General features: G+C 46.2%; 13 protein-coding genes. 3 read left to right on the top strand and 10 right to left on the bottom strand.

The window, feature by feature from the left end; all coding sequences use genetic code 11:
- The first annotated feature begins 185 nt into the window (after positions 1-185).
- Positions 186-1,403, top strand: a complete 1,218-nt coding sequence (locus tag EUBC25_RS11500) for an IS110 family RNA-guided transposase (RefSeq protein WP_230105378.1) — start codon at positions 186-188, stop codon at positions 1,401-1,403.
- Between the two features lie 146 nt (positions 1,404-1,549).
- On the opposite strand, the gene EUBC25_RS11495 is transcribed toward EUBC25_RS11500, so the two are convergent.
- From EUBC25_RS11495 to EUBC25_RS11460, 8 genes are all read right to left on the bottom strand, one after another.
- Complete coding sequence (locus EUBC25_RS11495; protein ID WP_230105620.1) at positions 1,550-4,075, bottom strand: ribonucleoside-diphosphate reductase subunit alpha; 2,526 nt, start codon at positions 4,073-4,075, stop codon at positions 1,550-1,552.
- A gap of 6 nt (positions 4,076-4,081) precedes the next feature.
- Positions 4,082-5,230 (bottom strand): sporulation integral membrane protein YtvI, encoded by a 1,149-nt coding sequence (ytvI, locus tag EUBC25_RS11490; RefSeq protein ID WP_230105619.1) that lies wholly within the window; start codon positions 5,228-5,230, stop codon positions 4,082-4,084.
- A 12-nt stretch (positions 5,231-5,242) separates the two neighbouring features.
- Positions 5,243-5,845 (bottom strand): ribosome biogenesis GTP-binding protein YihA/YsxC, encoded by a 603-nt coding sequence (gene yihA, locus EUBC25_RS11485; RefSeq protein WP_230105618.1) that lies wholly within the window; start codon positions 5,843-5,845, stop codon positions 5,243-5,245.
- A 50-nt stretch (positions 5,846-5,895) separates the two neighbouring features.
- Positions 5,896-8,250 carry an endopeptidase La gene (lon, locus tag EUBC25_RS11480; RefSeq protein WP_230105617.1) on the bottom strand — a complete coding sequence of 785 codons (2,355 nt, stop codon included), beginning with the start codon at positions 8,248-8,250 and terminating at the stop codon, positions 5,896-5,898.
- 94 nt (positions 8,251-8,344) lie between these two features.
- On the bottom strand, positions 8,345-9,604 hold the full coding sequence (gene clpX, locus EUBC25_RS11475; protein WP_230105616.1) for an ATP-dependent Clp protease ATP-binding subunit ClpX: 1,260 nt from the start codon (positions 9,602-9,604) through the stop codon (positions 8,345-8,347).
- Between the two features lie 88 nt (positions 9,605-9,692).
- Positions 9,693-10,277 carry an ATP-dependent Clp endopeptidase proteolytic subunit ClpP gene (gene clpP / locus EUBC25_RS11470; protein ID WP_230105615.1) on the bottom strand — a complete coding sequence of 195 codons (585 nt, stop codon included), beginning with the start codon at positions 10,275-10,277 and terminating at the stop codon, positions 9,693-9,695.
- 38 nt (positions 10,278-10,315) lie between these two features.
- Entirely contained in the window at positions 10,316-11,602 is a 1,287-nt protein-coding gene (gene tig, locus EUBC25_RS11465) for a trigger factor (RefSeq protein WP_230105614.1), read from the bottom strand.
- A 123-nt stretch (positions 11,603-11,725) separates the two neighbouring features.
- Entirely contained in the window at positions 11,726-12,277 is a 552-nt protein-coding gene (locus EUBC25_RS11460) for a DJ-1 family glyoxalase III (protein WP_230105613.1), read from the bottom strand.
- Between the two features lie 138 nt (positions 12,278-12,415).
- On the opposite strand from EUBC25_RS11460, the gene EUBC25_RS11455 reads away from it, so the two are divergent.
- A complete protein-coding gene (locus EUBC25_RS11455; RefSeq protein ID WP_230105612.1) occupies positions 12,416-12,865 on the top strand; it encodes a CYTH domain-containing protein in 450 nt (149 codons plus the stop codon).
- A 110-nt stretch (positions 12,866-12,975) separates the two neighbouring features.
- A complete protein-coding gene (locus EUBC25_RS11450; protein WP_230105611.1) occupies positions 12,976-13,383 on the top strand; it encodes a helix-turn-helix transcriptional regulator in 408 nt (135 codons plus the stop codon).
- A gap of 32 nt (positions 13,384-13,415) precedes the next feature.
- Here the strand turns inward: EUBC25_RS11450 and EUBC25_RS11445 are convergent, their stop codons facing one another.
- A complete protein-coding gene (locus EUBC25_RS11445) occupies positions 13,416-14,630 on the bottom strand; it encodes an aspartate kinase (RefSeq protein WP_230105610.1) in 1,215 nt (404 codons plus the stop codon).
- A gap of 31 nt (positions 14,631-14,661) precedes the next feature.
- Positions 14,662-15,864 carry a cofactor-independent phosphoglycerate mutase gene (locus EUBC25_RS11440; protein ID WP_230105609.1) on the bottom strand — a complete coding sequence of 401 codons (1,203 nt, stop codon included), beginning with the start codon at positions 15,862-15,864 and terminating at the stop codon, positions 14,662-14,664.
- Positions 15,865-15,884: the final 20 nt, after the last annotated feature.

The raw sequence follows: 15,884 nt of genomic DNA, 5'->3' as shown, positions 1-15,884 counted from the left end.
TGGGTCTGGCCTCTACCTCCTAGGACTTAACGTCCGTAAAAAAGTCAGCCAACCAGCACTCATTCGCAGCATTCGTTTTACGCAGGTTGAACTTTCTCGTTCGTGTGATATCCCCAGTAGATTGAATGGGCAATGAGTAAATCTGGTATTGACCATTGCTAATTCATTTCAAAGGAGTCTTTATCATGAACGCTGTTGGTATCGATGTTTCCAAAGGTAAAAGTACTGTCACCATTCGCAGGCCCGGAGATGTGGTCCTTATGCCACCCTGCGATATTCCACACACCCAGTCCGCTATCAACGCTCTTATTGAGCAGATCAAAAACCTTGATGGCGAAACCAAAGCCTGCATGGAACACACCGGAAGATACTATGAACCGGTCGCTAACTGGCTCTCTGACGCAGGCATCTTTGTCAGCACTGTCAATCCCATCCTGATCAGGGATTTCGGGGATGACTCTCTCCGTGCTCCAAAGACAGACAAAGCGGATTCTAAAAAAATCGCCCGTTATGCTCTTGACCGCTGGGCAAAACTGAAGCAATATGGAAGTATGGATAAAACACGCAATCAACTCAAAACAATGAATCGGCAGTTTGGTTTTTATATAGACCAGAAAACTGCTATGAAAAACAATCTCATTTCCCTTCTGGATCAAACCTATCCCGGTGCCAATGACTTCTTTGACAGCCCTGCCCGCAGTGACGGCTCCCAGAAATGGGTAGACTTTGTCTACACCTACTGGCATGTGGATTGTGTACGCTGCAAGTCTCTGCAAGCCTTTACGGAGCATTACCAGAAGTGGTGCAAACGCAACGGTTATAACTTCAGTGCCTCAAAGGCAGAAAAGATCTATCAGAGCTCTTCTGACCTGATCGCCGTATTTCCGAAAGATGACAGCACAAAAACGCTGATACGGCAGGCTGTCACGATGCTGAACACGGCTTCTCAGACAGTGGAGGCTCTCCGCCTTAAGATGGATCAGACCGCCGCCACGCTCCCGGAATATCCGGTTATTATGGCAATGAACGGTGTCGGTCCCTCACTTGGCCCCCAGCTTATGGCTGAGATTGGAGACGTTACCCGTTTCACTCACAGAGAAGCGCTTACCGCTTTCGCCGGTGTCGATCCGGGTAAGAACGATTCCGGCAAACGTAACCAGAAAAGTGTACGCACTTCAAAGAAAGGCTCTCCAAGCCTGCGCAAAACACTATTTCAGATCATGGACGGCTTGATCAAACGCTCTCCGATAGATGATCCGGTCTATGCCTTCATGGATAAAAAACGATCCGAAGGCAAGCCTTATTACGTCTATATGACTGCCGGAGCCAATAAGTTTCTCCGCATTTATTACGGACGGGTAAGGGAATACCTTGCTTCTCTGGAAGAATCCAAAGAAAGCTGATTTCAATCCCATACTTTGTTCCAGGCCAGCGCACTGCGGTGGTCTTGTTGTGATACTCTTTTTTCAACCTGTATAAAATTTTCAAAGTTCATCAATTTCTGCTTGACTCTTTATTTGCAGACTTTTTTGCCAAACAATCCTGCCCCTTAAGAGGAGCAGGATTCGCATTCTTCTACTTCCAGTGATTTGGAACGCACATAATATACCGTTTTTACGCCGCTCTCCCATGCCAGCAGATACAGGTTCAGCACCTGCCGCATGGTATAGTCGTTGGTAATATAAAAATTCATAGACTGCGCCTGATCGATATGCCGCTGACGCACGCCGCAGGCTCTCACAGACCACTCCTGGTTAATGTGGTGAGCATTGGTGTAATACCAGTAAGTATCCATACTAAGATCCGGCGCCACCCTGGGAAGCATAGCTCCTTTTTTCTCTTCCAGGAAATACTTGTTCATAACCGGATCAATACCGGCTGTTGTTCCTGCAATAATAGAGGTAGAGCTGGTAGGCGCAACAGCGAGAAGATAAGCGTTCCTCATCCCCTGTTCCCCTACCTTTTTCTCCAGGGCCTTCCATTTTTCCGAGTCATATCCTCTCTTCCGGAAATAGTCTCCGTTTTGCCAGTCAGATCCTTCAAAATAGCGGTAGCTTCCCTTTTCCTTTGCATAATCGGAACTTGCCTCTATTGCAGCATAATTAATCTTTTCAAACAGAGTGTCCACAAAAGCAAGGTGTGCTTCGCTCTGCCAGCCGATCTGATTCTTCGCCAGCATATGATGATAACCGCTGACACCAAGACCGATGGAACGGTAATTCTGATTTGTAATTTTGGCGTACGGAAGCGGATAGAAATTCAGATCGATAACATTGTCCAAAGCCCGCACCACTGTCCGCACGGTCTCCCTCATATAGTCATCATCCTCTACCGGGAGATTGCCAAGGGAAAGGGAGGCCAGATTGCAGACAACAAAATCTCCTGCCTTTGTCTCATTTACAACAACCGTATCCCCTTCTTTTGTTTTAATCTCTGTACTTACCGTAGAAATAGGCGCCATATTCTGGGCAATTTCCGTACACAGATTGGAGCAGTAAATGATTCCTCTGTGAGGATTCGGATTTGCCCAGTTTACAATATCTCTGTTGAACGTAAAAGGCGTGCCTGTCTCCACCACAGATTTGATGATCAGCCTTACCAGTTCTTTCAGATTGATGGCACGCTTGGTAATGCGGGAATCATTGACACAGTCCAAATAACGTTTCTCCCACTCTTCACCATAGTAATCCTCCAGACAATATCCTTTTATCAGGAAAATATCATGAGGGCACATCAGATACCAGTCCTGATCCATATTTTCCCGTACCATTCTCCAGAAAAGATCCGGATAACATACTGCCGGGAACACATCATGGGCTTTCATCCGTTCATCTCCGTTATTGGTACGCAGCTGAAGAAATTCCGGCAGATCCCTGTGCCATGCATCCAGATAGACCGCGGCAGCCCCGGCTCTCACTCCCAGCTGGTCTACCGCTACTGCTGTATCATTGACAATCCTCACCCAGCGTATCACACCGCCCGCTGCGCCTTCAAATCCCCGGATCGACCCTCCGGCCGCACGAACCTTCCCGAAATACAGGCCCATCCCGCCGCCATATTTGCTGACCTGTGCAAAGTTATCTACAGAGCGGAAAATTCCCTTTAAACTGTCAGGCACAGTATCAATAAAACAGGAACTGAGCTGATGGAAAGGCTTCCTTGCATTGGACAGAGTCGGCGTTGCCATCGTCACTTCCAGTTTTGAGAGCATATCATAAAACCGTTTTACCCAGGACATCCTGTCTGCTTTCTCCTTCATGGCAAGATGAAGGGCAATGCCAAGAAACATCTCCTGCACACTTTCCAGCGGTACATGCTGATGTGTACAGATCACATACCTCTTAATGAGAAGTTCCAGCCCTGAGAATGTAAAAAGAAGATCTCTTTGGGGCTGGATATAAGATTCTGCCTCACAGATTTCCTCCCGCGAATAGTTTTCCAGAATGAACGCTCCATACAGCCCTTCCGCTGTAAGATAGCGGATCTTATCATAAAGGCTCCAAAGTTTTCGGTCTTCCTCCTCCTTTTTCAAACGGCTGTTAAACTGAAAAGCAAGAAGATTCCCGGCAATGTTTTCCCACTTTGGCGCCTCCTGGCTTGTCAGTTCCGTTGCTGCCTTCACAAGAGCAGAGAGTTTTTCCTCTGCTGTCATCTGACTTTTCATAAAACCGGCAAATTTGCCTGCCAGCGCTGAAAGCGGATAAACATCTGAAGGATAGGTTTTCTGAATCCCGGCAAGCACTTCTGAAAGCTGCTCCATCCCCACCAGGCTGACAAGTTCATTCCTTACTTTTCTAAGCTCTGTCCGTTTCTGACGGTAAAGGATATAAGCTCTGGCTTCTTTAAAATGTCCTCTCTCCATCAGAGCTTCTTCTACCTTGTCCTGAATTTCCTCCACACTTCGGATCTTATCCTGTTCCATTTTACGTTCTACAAGGCCAAGCAGCTCTTCCAACTCCCCCGGAGCAGCCGGATCCTCGCAGGAGAGAAAGCTCTTTTCCATTGCCTGCATGATCTTGTCCGGGGAGTAGACCTCCTCCTGCCCGGATCTTTTGATAATCTTTTCAATTGTCATATAATCCTAGTCTCCTTCCCGAAGGCTTATGATGCCCTCTGCCAGAATTTTCACATCATCCAATATATAATCAAAGGCTCCTGCCTGATAAAGGTTCACCACGATCATACCTAAAGGCACTGCAAAGATCATTCCAAAAAGTCCTCCCATTTTGTAGCCTGCATAGAGAAGTACAAGGGTAAAAAGCGGATTTAAACCAATACTGTCTCCCACAAGCTTTGGCTGAATCAGCTGCCGCACGATCTGTGTAACAGCATACAGAATCAGAAGTCCTACCACTCTCCTGTAATCCCCGGTCAAAAGTTCATATAATGCCCAGGGTATCAGCGCAGTACCGGTGCCGAAAAACGGCAGGAAATCAAGAAATGCTATACCAAGGGCAAGAAGAATGGAAAAATGCATTCCCATAATACCGAAACCGCAAAGAAGAATGACAAATACAACTGCCATAATCTTGAACTGTGCCTTAAAATATCCGCCAACTGCATATTTCAGATTATCCATAACCATTGTCATGCGCTTTACAATAGGAGAAGGAAAGATACGCTTTGCCCAGATGATAACGCCCTCCCGATCTGCAATAAAAAAGTAAGCTGAAATAATCGTTACAATAGTGGATATCAAAATAGACGGAATCCTCTTTGCAATATTACCGGCGGCCTCCACCGTCGGCTGGCTGATCCCTCCAACCAGATTTCCTGCTGTTTCATCAAGATTCTGTACAAAGGTCTGCAGCCCTTCCTGTACACCGCCCGGAAGAATCTCAAAAAACTGCGATGTCTTCTCCCCGATTACTCTGAATCCCGCTTCCAGATCCCGATACATGGATGGGAAATCCTCGATTAAAACTGTAATCTCTCTCCAAAGGCGACTGAAGATGAGATAGATCACTCCGACACAGATTGCCAGCGCCAGAACAATAATAAGGGCTGATCCCAACCGCTTTACAATTTTCAACCGCTTTTCCAGCCATACAACCAGAGGACTTACAATAAATGAAAGAAACCATCCGATCACAAATGGCATAAAATAGAGAAGTGCCTTTATACCAATATAAACAAACAAAACCGTTCCCAGAAGGCTGAAGGCAAGGCTTACTACTACTTTCCAGTAAGGGCGGTGGTCATTCAGTCTTTCCCTGACATTCATTTCCATTTCAGCACCCTCCTACTCCTCATCAGAACTTTGCAGAATTTCTCTTTCTACCAGATTCCATATTTCCTCTCTCCCCTGCTTGGTAACAGAAGAAAAGGGAATCAGCCTGGTTTCCGGCAAAAGTCCAAGTCCCTGCCTTACCATTTTGATATGCTTGCTTACCTGACTTCGCTTCAGCTTGTCCATCTTGGTGGCAATGATGATGGGATGACATCCCTGGCTGACAATCCAGTCATACATCATTTTGTCATTTGCTGATGGTTCATGTCTGATATCGATCAGCAGGAATACTGCCTGCAGCTGTTTGGATGTATGAAGATATTTTTCGATCATCTTTCCCCAGTTTTCCTTTTCTTTCTGGGACACTTTCGCATATCCGTATCCCGGCAGATCCACAAGATATATCTCATCATTGATATTGTAAAAATTGATGGTCTGAGTCTTTCCCGGCGTAGCGGAAATACGGGCAAAAGACTTCCGGTTCATGAGTGCATTGATCAAAGAAGACTTGCCGACATTAGACTTGCCGGCAAATGCAATCTCAGGCCTGGTATTTTGCGGCAAAGTACTGGTAATACCGCATACAGTTTCCAAATCTACTTTTTTTATGATCATTTTATTGTCCTCTTCTTTCCTTATAAAGCTTTTGCAGCTGAAGACCCCGTCTACTCTTTCTGGTCTATGTCAAAGGCTCTGCGAAGTACCTCCTCCATATGAGATACCGGTATAATCTCCAGCCCTTTTGTAATCTCCAAAGACAGTTCTTCCACATCCTCCTTATTTTCCTCTGGCACAAGAACTGTCTTCATTCCTGCACTCTTCGCCGCCAGAAGCTTCTCTTTCAGACCTCCAATGGGAAGTACTCTTCCCCGAAGGGTAATTTCTCCTGTCATGGCAATGTCTGCACGCACCTTCTGCCCTGTAACAGCCGAAAGCATAGCAGTCGCCATGGTAATCCCGGCGGATGGGCCGTCCTTTGGAACTGCGCCTTCCGGAATATGAATATGCAGATCATGCTTTTCAAAAAAGTCCTCCGCAATATCATATTCCCTGCCGATGGAACGAATATAGGTAATGCCTGTCCGGGCGGATTCCTTCATTACATCTCCCAGCTGCCCGGTCAGGATCATCTCTCCTTTTCCCGGCATCACGTTAACTTCAATCTGCAGCGTATCGCCTCCTACGCTGGTCCATGCAAGACCACGGACGATTCCTACTTCATCCGTAAGATTTGCCTTCTGGTATGTATATTTCTCTCTTCCCAGATATTTATGCAGGCTGCTCTCTGTTACACGGACTGTATCCTTTTTGTTTTCCAGTATCTCCCTGGCCGCCTTTCTGCAGATATCTCCGATTTTTCGCTCCAGCTGTCTTACTCCTGCTTCCTTCGTGTAATTTCTTGCCATTTTCCACACAGCGCCTTTGCTGATATGGAGCTGTTCGCTTTTCAGCCCATGCTTCTTCAACTGTTTTGGGATTAAATGCTCCATGGCAATGTGCATCTTCTCATTTTCTGTATAGCTTGAAACCTCGATCACTTCCATACGGTCAAGAAGGGGCCGGGGTATGGTCTGCAGCGTATTGGCAGTAGTTACAAACAAAACTTCAGAAAGATCAATAGGCACTTCCAGATAATGATCCCGGAAACGATAATTCTGTTCTCCGTCCAGCACTTCCAGAAGAGCGGAGAAAGTGTCTCCTTTATAATCATTGCTCACTTTGTCGATTTCATCCAGAAGCATAAGGGGATTTTTTACTCCCGCACTTCGAAGACCTGCCGCAATTCTTCCCGGCATGGCTCCTACATAGGTTTTCCGGTGTCCTCTGATTTCCGCTTCATCCCGCACTCCCCCAAGAGAAATGCGGACATAGGGCTTCTTAAGAGCACGCGCCAGAGATTTGGCAATGGAAGTCTTTCCAGTTCCCGGAGGTCCCACCAGACAAAGGATCGGACTTTCTCCCTTTCTTGTCAGAGCACGGACTGCCAGAAATTCCAGCACTCTTTCCTTTACCTGCTCCAGTCCGTAGTGATCCTCTTCCAGCACCTTCTTCGCATATGCAATATCCTTATGATCCTTCACCGCTTTATCCCAGGGCATCTCCAGCATGGTCTCAATATAAGTGCGGATCACGCCGTTTTCTGCCGGGCTGTTCATAGAGCTTTTAAAGCGGTTGATCTCCTTTTGCAGTTTTTCTTTTACTTCCTTTGATGCCTTTAATTTTGCTGCAGCCGCTTCAAATTCTTCTGCATCTGAGATTGTATTGTCCTCTCCCAGCTCTTCTCTGATCTGTTTCAGCTGCTCTCTTAAAATATACTCTCTCTGGTTCTGATCTACTCTTTCTTTAACCTTCTTCTGTATCTCTTCCTTGATATCCATGATCTGCATCTCATTTACCAGCTTGAACGCCAGCATCTGATAGCGTTTTAAAAGATCCGGCTCTTCTAAGAGTTCCTGCAGATCCTTCTGTTCCAGAGGTACGTTTGCCGCAATCTGATCTACTACCTGACAAAGTTCTGTGTATTCCTGTATCTGCTTTATCATGTCTTTAGGATATTTGGGCAGACGCATCACATATTCCATGTAAATTTCTTTCAGCCCTCTTGCCATGGCTTCCAGATTCGCACTGTTTGCCTCACTGTCCGTCGACAGCTCCGGTGTCTCATTGACATTGTCGATCACTGTTACATTCGCTCTCATATAGGGATCGGTGAACTCAATGGTATTGATCACAGCCCGTTTTTCCCCTGAAATCAACACACGCAGAAGATTTCTGGGAAGCTTGATCACCTGGCGGATGGAAGCAATGGTTCCGATCTGCTGAAGATCTTCCATTCCCGGCTCCTCATCCTCAATATCTTTCTGCGCTGTCAGAAAGACTTTCTGTCCCTCTTCCTGCATCGCCTCTTCTATAGCCTGTATGGAACGTTCCCGACTCACATCAAAATGTGTCACCATCTCCGGAAGAACTGTCATCCCCCGAAGTGCCACCATAGGCAGGCTCTTTACTTCTTTACTCATCTGTCATCCTCCGTGATTTTCTCTTCGATTCTGTACAGGATTGCCCTATCTGACATAAAAGCGGGCACAATCAAGCTTGTGCCCGCCCCCTTGTTTATGCACTTTCTATTTGTAAATGATCATGTTCGCAGATAGGAGTACCTGTTCCATCTACGGCTGCTTTCGTAATACGGCAAGCTTTCAGCGTCTCATCTGATGGGGCATGATACATAGTATCCATCATGATATTCTCCATAATTGCACGGAGTCCTCTCGCTCCGGTCTTTCTCTTCAGCGAGATATCCGCAATTGCTTCCAGCGCATCCCTGTCAAAGGTAAGCTCCACACCATCCAGTTCCAGCATTTTCTGGTACTGTTTTACAATCGCACTCTTCGGCTCTGTCAGAATGCGGATCAGCGCATTGCGGTCCAGCATTTCCAGAGATACTGTTACCGGAACACGTCCCACCAGTTCAGGAATGAGCCCGAATTTTACCAGATCCTGCGGAAGCACCTGCTTCAGCAGGCGGTCAATATCATCTTCGTGTTTTTCCGCAATCTCCGCATTAAATCCAATGGATTTCTGATCAATCCTTTTCTCCACGATCTTCTCCAAGCCCTCAAAAGCCCCGCCGCATATGAAAAGGATATTTGTTGTATCGATCTGTAAAAGTTCCTGATGAGGATGCTTTCTGCCTCCCTGTGGGGGCACGCTTGCAACCGTCCCCTCTATGATCTTCAGAAGTGCCTGCTGAACTCCCTCGCCTGAAACGTCACGGGTAATGGAGGGATTTTCTGATTTTCTTGTGATCTTATCGATCTCATCAATATAAATGATCCCGTATTCCGCCCTCTCAATATCTCCGTCTGCTGCCTGAATGATCTTAAGGAGAATGTTTTCCACATCTTCTCCCACATATCCGGCCTCGGTAAGCGCCGTCGCGTCCGCGATAGCAAAAGGAACATTGAGAATTTTGGCAAGTGTCTGGGCCAGAAGCGTCTTTCCGCATCCTGTCGGTCCCAGCATCAGAATATTGCTCTTCTTCAGCTCAACGGACGGATCCTTCTCTGCCATAATACGTTTATAGTGATTATATACTGCAACAGACAACACCTTTTTCGCCTCTTCCTGTCCGATCACATATTCGTCAAGAAAAGCTTTGATCTCCTCCGGCTTCAGAAGATTGATATCATCAAAAGGGTTGATATTTCTGGTATTTTCATATTCAAACTCTTCTTCCATGATCTCTGCACATACATCAATGCATTCATCACAGATATAGACGCCGCCCGGACCGGCAATAAGCTTGCGGACCTGTGACTGCGTTTTATTGCAGAATGAACATCTGATCTGATCGTCGTTTCTTCCTGCCATCTCTTCACCTCTTCAACTATTTCTTTCTAAGACAAACAAAGGACAGGCAGACCAGGGGAGATATCCCCGGCATGCCTATCCCCCTGTTCTATTTACGGCTTGCGATAATTTCATCTACCAGCCCATATGCCTTTGCCTCCTCTGCGGACATAAAATTATCCCTCTCTGTGTCCACACGGATGACTTCAATCGGCTGTCCTGTATTCTCTGCCAGGATCTGATTCAGATTTTCACGGGTTTTTAAAATATGCTCCGCTGCAATCTGGATTTCTGTCGCCTGGCCCTGTGCTCCGCCAGACGGCTGATGAATCATAATTTCCGCATGAGGCAGGGCAAATCTTTTTCCCTTTGCGCCTCCTGCAAGGAGAAAAGAACCCATACTTGCCGCCATACCAATGCAATATGTGCACACATCGCATTTGATGTACTGCATTGTATCATAAATTGCCATTCCTGCTGTAACAGAACCGCCCGGACTGTTGATATACAAATGGATATCTTTCTCCGGATCCTCTGCTTCCAGAAACATAAGCTGCGCAACGATCACACTTGCAGATACATCTGTCACCTCTTCCCCAAGGAAGATGATCCTGTCTTTCAGCAATCTGGAATAAATGTCGTAGGAACGCTCTCCACGGCTGGTCTGTTCAATGACATAAGGTACTAAGCTCATGTAAATTCCTCCTATTTTTTACTGTCTGCCGCAATGTATTATTCTGTCACTGCGTTTTCTACCAGGAAGGTTACTGCCTCCTGTACAGCCATATCTTCTTTCATCTGTTTCTTTTCTGCTTCGCCCATGTATTCTTTCAGCTTGTCAGCTTCCATCTTATAGGCTTCCGCCATTTTTGCAATCTCTTCGTCCAGCTTTTCATCGCTGATCTCAATATTCTCTGCTTTCGCAATTGCTTCCAGAACAAGACGTGTCTGGATCCGTTTTACTGCCTGCGGCTTCAGATCTTCCATCATCTTCTCTGCGCTTGATCCTGTAAACTGATAGTACTGCTCGATGGTAAGTCCCTGCTGTGCCATTCTCTGTGAGAAATCATCCAGCATCTGTCTTGCCTGTGTATCGATCATCGCATCCGGAATCTCCATGGAAGCATTTGCAATAGCCTGTTCTACAGCCTGATCTTCCTGTTTGGATTTTCCTTCCTTTTCCTTCTGTTCTTTGATCTTTGCTTTGATATCAGCCTTATATTCATCTAATGTATCAAATTCGGAAACTTCTGCTGCAAATTCATCATCGATCTCCGGCAGCTCTTTTGCCTTGATCTCATGAATCGTGCATTTGAATACAGCAGCCTTTCCCTTCAGATCTTCTGCATGGTAGTCCTCCGGGAATGTTACATTGACTTCTGTCTCCTTGCCGGATTCTACTCCGATAAGCTGCTCCTCAAATCCCGGAATAAAGGAACCGGATCCGATTGTCAGAGGATAATTTTCTCCTTTTCCTCCCTCAAACGCTTCTCCGTCAACAAATCCTTCAAAATCCAGGATTACTTCGTCTCCGTCCTGTACCGGCCGGTCTTCTACTGTAATTGTTCTTGCGTTTTTCTCTGCCTCTTCCTGCAGTTTTGCATCAATTTCCTTCTGTGTCACGCGATTGGAAACCTTATCAACCTTCAGCCCTTTATATTCTCCAAGAGTTACCTCCGGCTTTGTTGCCACTTCCGCTGTAAAAATAAACGGTTTCCCTTTTTCGATCTGTACAATGTCAATCTTTGGCTGGGAAACAATATCCAGACCACACTCGTCATAGGCTTCAGAATAAGCCTTTGGAAGAAGGGCGTTTGCAGCGTCATCGTAGAAAATCTCTGCGCCATACATTTTCTCTACCATCTGGCGCGGTACTTTTCCTTTCCGGAATCCCGGGATGCTGATCTTGGATTTCTGTCTGTTATACGCACTCTGAAGCGCTTTTTCTAAATCATCTGCAGAAACTTCAATTGTAAGTTTCGCCATGTTTTTTTCCAGTTTCTCTACCTGTAAACTCATGAATCATTTCCTCCTGTTTCTATCCTGCTCTTTTTATACGGTCTGGCGCCGCATATTTTGCAGGCTCTTCAGCTTTACACTCATTCATAGAGTATAACACAAACTATGTAAAATGGCTAGACTCTATTTTAGATAAATAATGGAGTCCGCTATCTCCTCCGCCTTCAGTTTATCTGTAAGAACCTCGATCAGCTTCAAAGCGAAATCAATCGCTGTTCCCATCCCCCGGCTGGTGATGATATTTCCATCCTGAATAACCGGAACTTTCATGATAACAGCCCCGGAAAGTCTCTCTTCCACTGACGGATAGCAGGCAGCTCTCTTTCCTTTCAAAATGCCCATTGCGCCCAGTATTCCCGGTGCGGCACATATCGCCCCTATATATTTTCCATTTTCGTGGAAATCCTTTACTACTCTTAGTACTCCCTTATGCTCTTCCAGGTTCTTTGTTCCCGGCATTCCCCCGGGCAGAATGATCATGTCAAATTCAGCGAAGTTTACTTCCTCGAACAGATCTTCTGTCTGCACATTGATGCCATGAGCTCCATGGACCATATAGTCGTCTGAAATGGATACGGTATCCACATATATCCTTGCACGCCGAAGCAGATCTACTGCTGTGAGCGCTTCAATTTCCTCAAAACCATCCGCCAGTAACACCGCCGCTTTTTTCATAGTGATTCCTCCTTTTATCTTCTGCATTTATAGTATCAGACTGCTTCTGAAAAAGCAATTTATTTACAACTGTCTTTTTATGGATTATGATAGTTACAGTTCACGGCAACTCACAAGAAAATCAAAAAGGAGACATATATGGAAATCGAGAAAAAATATCTGATCCCGGAAATTCCGTCTGATCTGAATATCATAAAAACGAGGCGCATTGAGCAAGGATACCTTTGCACGGATCCCGTTGTACGCATCCGCCGGGATGATGACAGTTTCTTCCTCACCTATAAATCAAAAGGCCTCATGGTGCGGGAGGAATACAATCTTCCTCTCACTTCCAGTGCCTATGAACATCTGCGGTCAAAAATCGACGGAAGGCTCATTCGTAAATTCCGCCATGTCATTCCTATAGACAACAACCTTTTCATAGAACTGGATGTCTTTCAGGATGACCTTTCCCCTCTCATTCTGGCTGAAGTAGAATTTCCTTCCGAGGAAATGGCAGAAAACTTCCAGCCGCCGTCCTGGTTCGGTGAGGATGTCACTTTTTCCTCTCTTTACCACAACAGTACCTTAAGCAAAACAGAAAAATAATATTTGCAACATTTTGTTGCTTTTTCACTTTATTTTTCGTTTTGTTGCATAACGCCCCATTTGTCAGGTTAATTGCTATACTAAAGATACTTTAAAACGGAGGTATAGCAATGCCCAACATTCAACTTGCACGAAATCTCAAATATCTGCGCTTAGCGTACGGGCTCACCCAGGACGATCTGGGTGCTTTTCTCAATATCTCCAGACAGGCTTATTCCAACTATGAAAATCTGAAACGTTCGCCGGATCTGGATTCTCTGATCCGTCTTGCAAGCCTGTATCACCTCTCTCTTGATGACCTTGTCAGCAGAGAGCTCTCTTCCTTCATGGAGTCAGACCATTCTGTACAGATCCAGGAAGATAAGAATTTCTTCCGTCTTGGCGTTGACCGGGCAACAGAGAACAGGATTTATCTGACAAAAGAAGAAACGGAATTTATTTCTAAATTCCGCACCCTTGCTCCTGAAGACCGGCAGATCGCTCTCGGCTTCATAGATTCACGTTCTAAAAAAGTCTGATCCTTCCTGATCACAGCCATACGGCTTCGCTCTTACTCCACAAGCGCAAGAGCAAATCCGTCATGAACCGCATTCATAGCTTCGTCAATATCCTTCTCATCGATCAGAACGGTAATTCTGATCTCTGAAGTTGAGATCATACTGATATTAATTCGGGAATTGTAAAGAGATTCGAACATCTTCGCGGCAACTCCCGGATTCGTCATCATTCCCGCACCTACTACAGAAATCTTCGCAACTTTTTCATTATAGCTGATCTCCTGAATAGTCAGCGCTTCTTTGTGTTCTTCCAGAATTTCCAGAGCACGTTTCAACTCATCCTGGGCAACTGTAAAGGAAATATCTTTTGTCCCCTCTCTCCCTACAGACTGCAGAATGATATCCACATTAATATTGTTTTTCGCAAGTGTATTGAAGATCCGGAATGCGATCCCCGGCTTATCTTCTACTCCCATCACCGAGATCCTTGCAGTATTTTTGTCACCGGCTACGCCTGTAATCAACATTTTTTCCATCTTTACTGTCTCCTTAATAATTGTTCCTTCACTGCGGTTCAGACTGGACCTTACTACCAGTTCAACCCCGTATTTTTTCGCCATTTCCACAGAACGGTTATGCAGAACCTTTGCTCCGCATGTAGCAAGCTCCAGCATCTCATCATAAGTGATCGCCTCCAGCTTCCTTGCATTTTTCACCACTCTGGGGTCTGCCGTATAGACTCCGTCCACATCGGTATAAATCTCACACAGGTCTGCGTTGAGGACTGCCGCCAGGGCAACCGCTGTTGTATCAGAACCTCCCCTTCCCAGCGTGGTAATATCTTCGTATTTGTTCACTCCCTGGAATCCTGTCACAATTACGATTTTCCGGGAATCCAACTCATGCAGGATCCTCTTTTTGTCTATAGACTTAAACCTGGCATTTCCATAACGGGAAGTGGAATTCATTTTTACCTGAAATGCATTCAGTGAAACCGCCGGAACGTCCATTGCATGCATAGCCATTGCCATCAGAGAAACAGACACCTGCTCTCCTGTTGTCATAAGCATGTCAAGCTCTCTTTTTTTCGGTTCCGGATTAATGGACTGGGCAAGGGCGATCAGATCATCTGTGGTGTCTCCCATGGCCGAGAGTACAACTACCACATCATGCCCCTTCCTGTAGTCCTCAATGCAGCGTTTTGCCACATTATATATCCTTTCTCTGTCTGCGACGGACGAACCGCCGAACTTCTTTACAATTAACATAGTCCCTCCTGTTTCTCCTTCATCCTTTACTTTAATCCAGCTCCAGAAAATGTGCCATCAGCCGGTATCCTTCCGGCCAGACAAACGCGCTGTCCGCTGCCGCCCTCTCACTGTATGTATGAATACCCCCGGCTGTTTCCCGGCTGTCATAGATCAGGTACGGAACTGCGTCTCCTGTATGGGTACGTACCTCGATCGGCGTCGGATGATCGGGAAGGATCATAATACGGAAATCCTCTCCGGATCTTTCCATTCCCTCCACAATTCTTCCCAGCACTCTTTTGTCTACATTTTCAATCGCTTCTATCTTCGCCTTTGTATCTCCCTGATGCCCCATCTCGTCAGGCGCTTCCACATGGACATAGGCAAAATCATAGCCGTCTTTTGTCAGAGCATTGACCGCCGCATCTGCTTTGCCTTCATAGTTGGTGTGAAGCCCTCCATTGGCCCCCTCTACAACAACGTTATCCATCTGCGCCCCTACAGCAAGGCCTTTCAGCAGATCGACCGCCGATATCATCACGCCTCTTTTTCCTGTCTTTTCATAAAAGGACGTCAGAGACGGGCGGGTCCCGGCTCCCCAGAACCAGGCAGAATTGGCCGGATGCAATCCCTGCCTGCATCTTTCCTGATTGATTGGGTGCCCGGATAAAATATCGTAACTTTTCTCCATCATCTTACGCAGAACCGGATCCTTGGGAAGATATTCTCCAATCCGCTTTGTAAGGATATCATGGGGCGGCGTAAGATCCAAGACCTGCCCCTGTTTCCAGATCAGAAGATGCCGGTAACTTGTTCCCCGGAAAAATTCATACCCTTCCTTTTTCAGTCCTTCCCGCAGAGCATCCAGAAGGATTCCCGCATCCTTGGTACTGATCTCACCGGAACTGTGATCCAGGATTTTCTTATCCTCATAAGGCTCTTCTTCTGTGAGAGTCACCAGATTACATCGGAACGAAACATCTGTCTTCTCCATATTGACACCGATACTTAAAGCTTCCAGGGGAGATCTTCCAGTGTAATATATGTCTGGGTCATATCCCAGGACGGACAGATTCGCCGTATCACTGCCCGGAGCCATTCCGGAAGGAACCATGGCTGCAGTTCCGATCTCTGCAGTTTTTGCCAGACGATCCATCACCGGAGTATCGGCTGCTTCCAATGTCGTCTTTCCATTCAGCTCCTCAAGAGGTCTGCCGGCCATTCCATCACTCAAAACAACAATATATTTCATCTGTTTCCCCTTTCTGCTCT

Source organism: Claveliimonas bilis (genome assembly GCF_020892095.1).
In the GTDB taxonomy this organism is placed as follows: Bacteria; Bacillota; Clostridia; order Lachnospirales; family Lachnospiraceae; genus Claveliimonas; species Claveliimonas bilis.
Note: the sequence above shows the minus strand (reverse complement) of the source record. Positions and strands in the feature narration are given on the sequence as shown.

Coding starts and splice junctions, on each gene's coding strand:
- EUBC25_RS11440 (WP_230105609.1), bottom strand. CDS start 15,864: ATGAAATATATTGTTGTTTTGAGTGATGGAATGGCCGGCAGACCTCTT.
- EUBC25_RS11450 (WP_230105611.1), top strand. CDS start 12,976: ATGCCCAACATTCAACTTGCACGAAATCTCAAATATCTGCGCTTAGCG.
- EUBC25_RS11460 (WP_230105613.1), bottom strand. CDS start 12,277: ATGAAAAAAGCGGCGGTGTTACTGGCGGATGGTTTTGAGGAAATTGAA.
- yihA (WP_230105618.1), bottom strand. CDS start 5,845: ATGATCATAAAAAAAGTAGATTTGGAAACTGTATGCGGTATTACCAGT.
- EUBC25_RS11500 (WP_230105378.1), top strand. CDS start 186: ATGAACGCTGTTGGTATCGATGTTTCCAAAGGTAAAAGTACTGTCACC.
- clpX (WP_230105616.1), bottom strand. CDS start 9,604: ATGGCAGGAAGAAACGACGATCAGATCAGATGTTCATTCTGCAATAAA.
- EUBC25_RS11445 (WP_230105610.1), bottom strand. CDS start 14,630: ATGTTAATTGTAAAGAAGTTCGGCGGTTCGTCCGTCGCAGACAGAGAA.
- ytvI (WP_230105619.1), bottom strand. CDS start 5,230: ATGGAAATGAATGTCAGGGAAAGACTGAATGACCACCGCCCTTACTGG.
- EUBC25_RS11495 (WP_230105620.1), bottom strand. CDS start 4,075: ATGACAATTGAAAAGATTATCAAAAGATCCGGGCAGGAGGAGGTCTAC.
- EUBC25_RS11455 (WP_230105612.1), top strand. CDS start 12,416: ATGGAAATCGAGAAAAAATATCTGATCCCGGAAATTCCGTCTGATCTG.
- lon (WP_230105617.1), bottom strand. CDS start 8,250: ATGAGTAAAGAAGTAAAGAGCCTGCCTATGGTGGCACTTCGGGGGATG.
- clpP (WP_230105615.1), bottom strand. CDS start 10,277: ATGAGCTTAGTACCTTATGTCATTGAACAGACCAGCCGTGGAGAGCGT.
- tig (WP_230105614.1), bottom strand. CDS start 11,602: ATGAGTTTACAGGTAGAGAAACTGGAAAAAAACATGGCGAAACTTACA.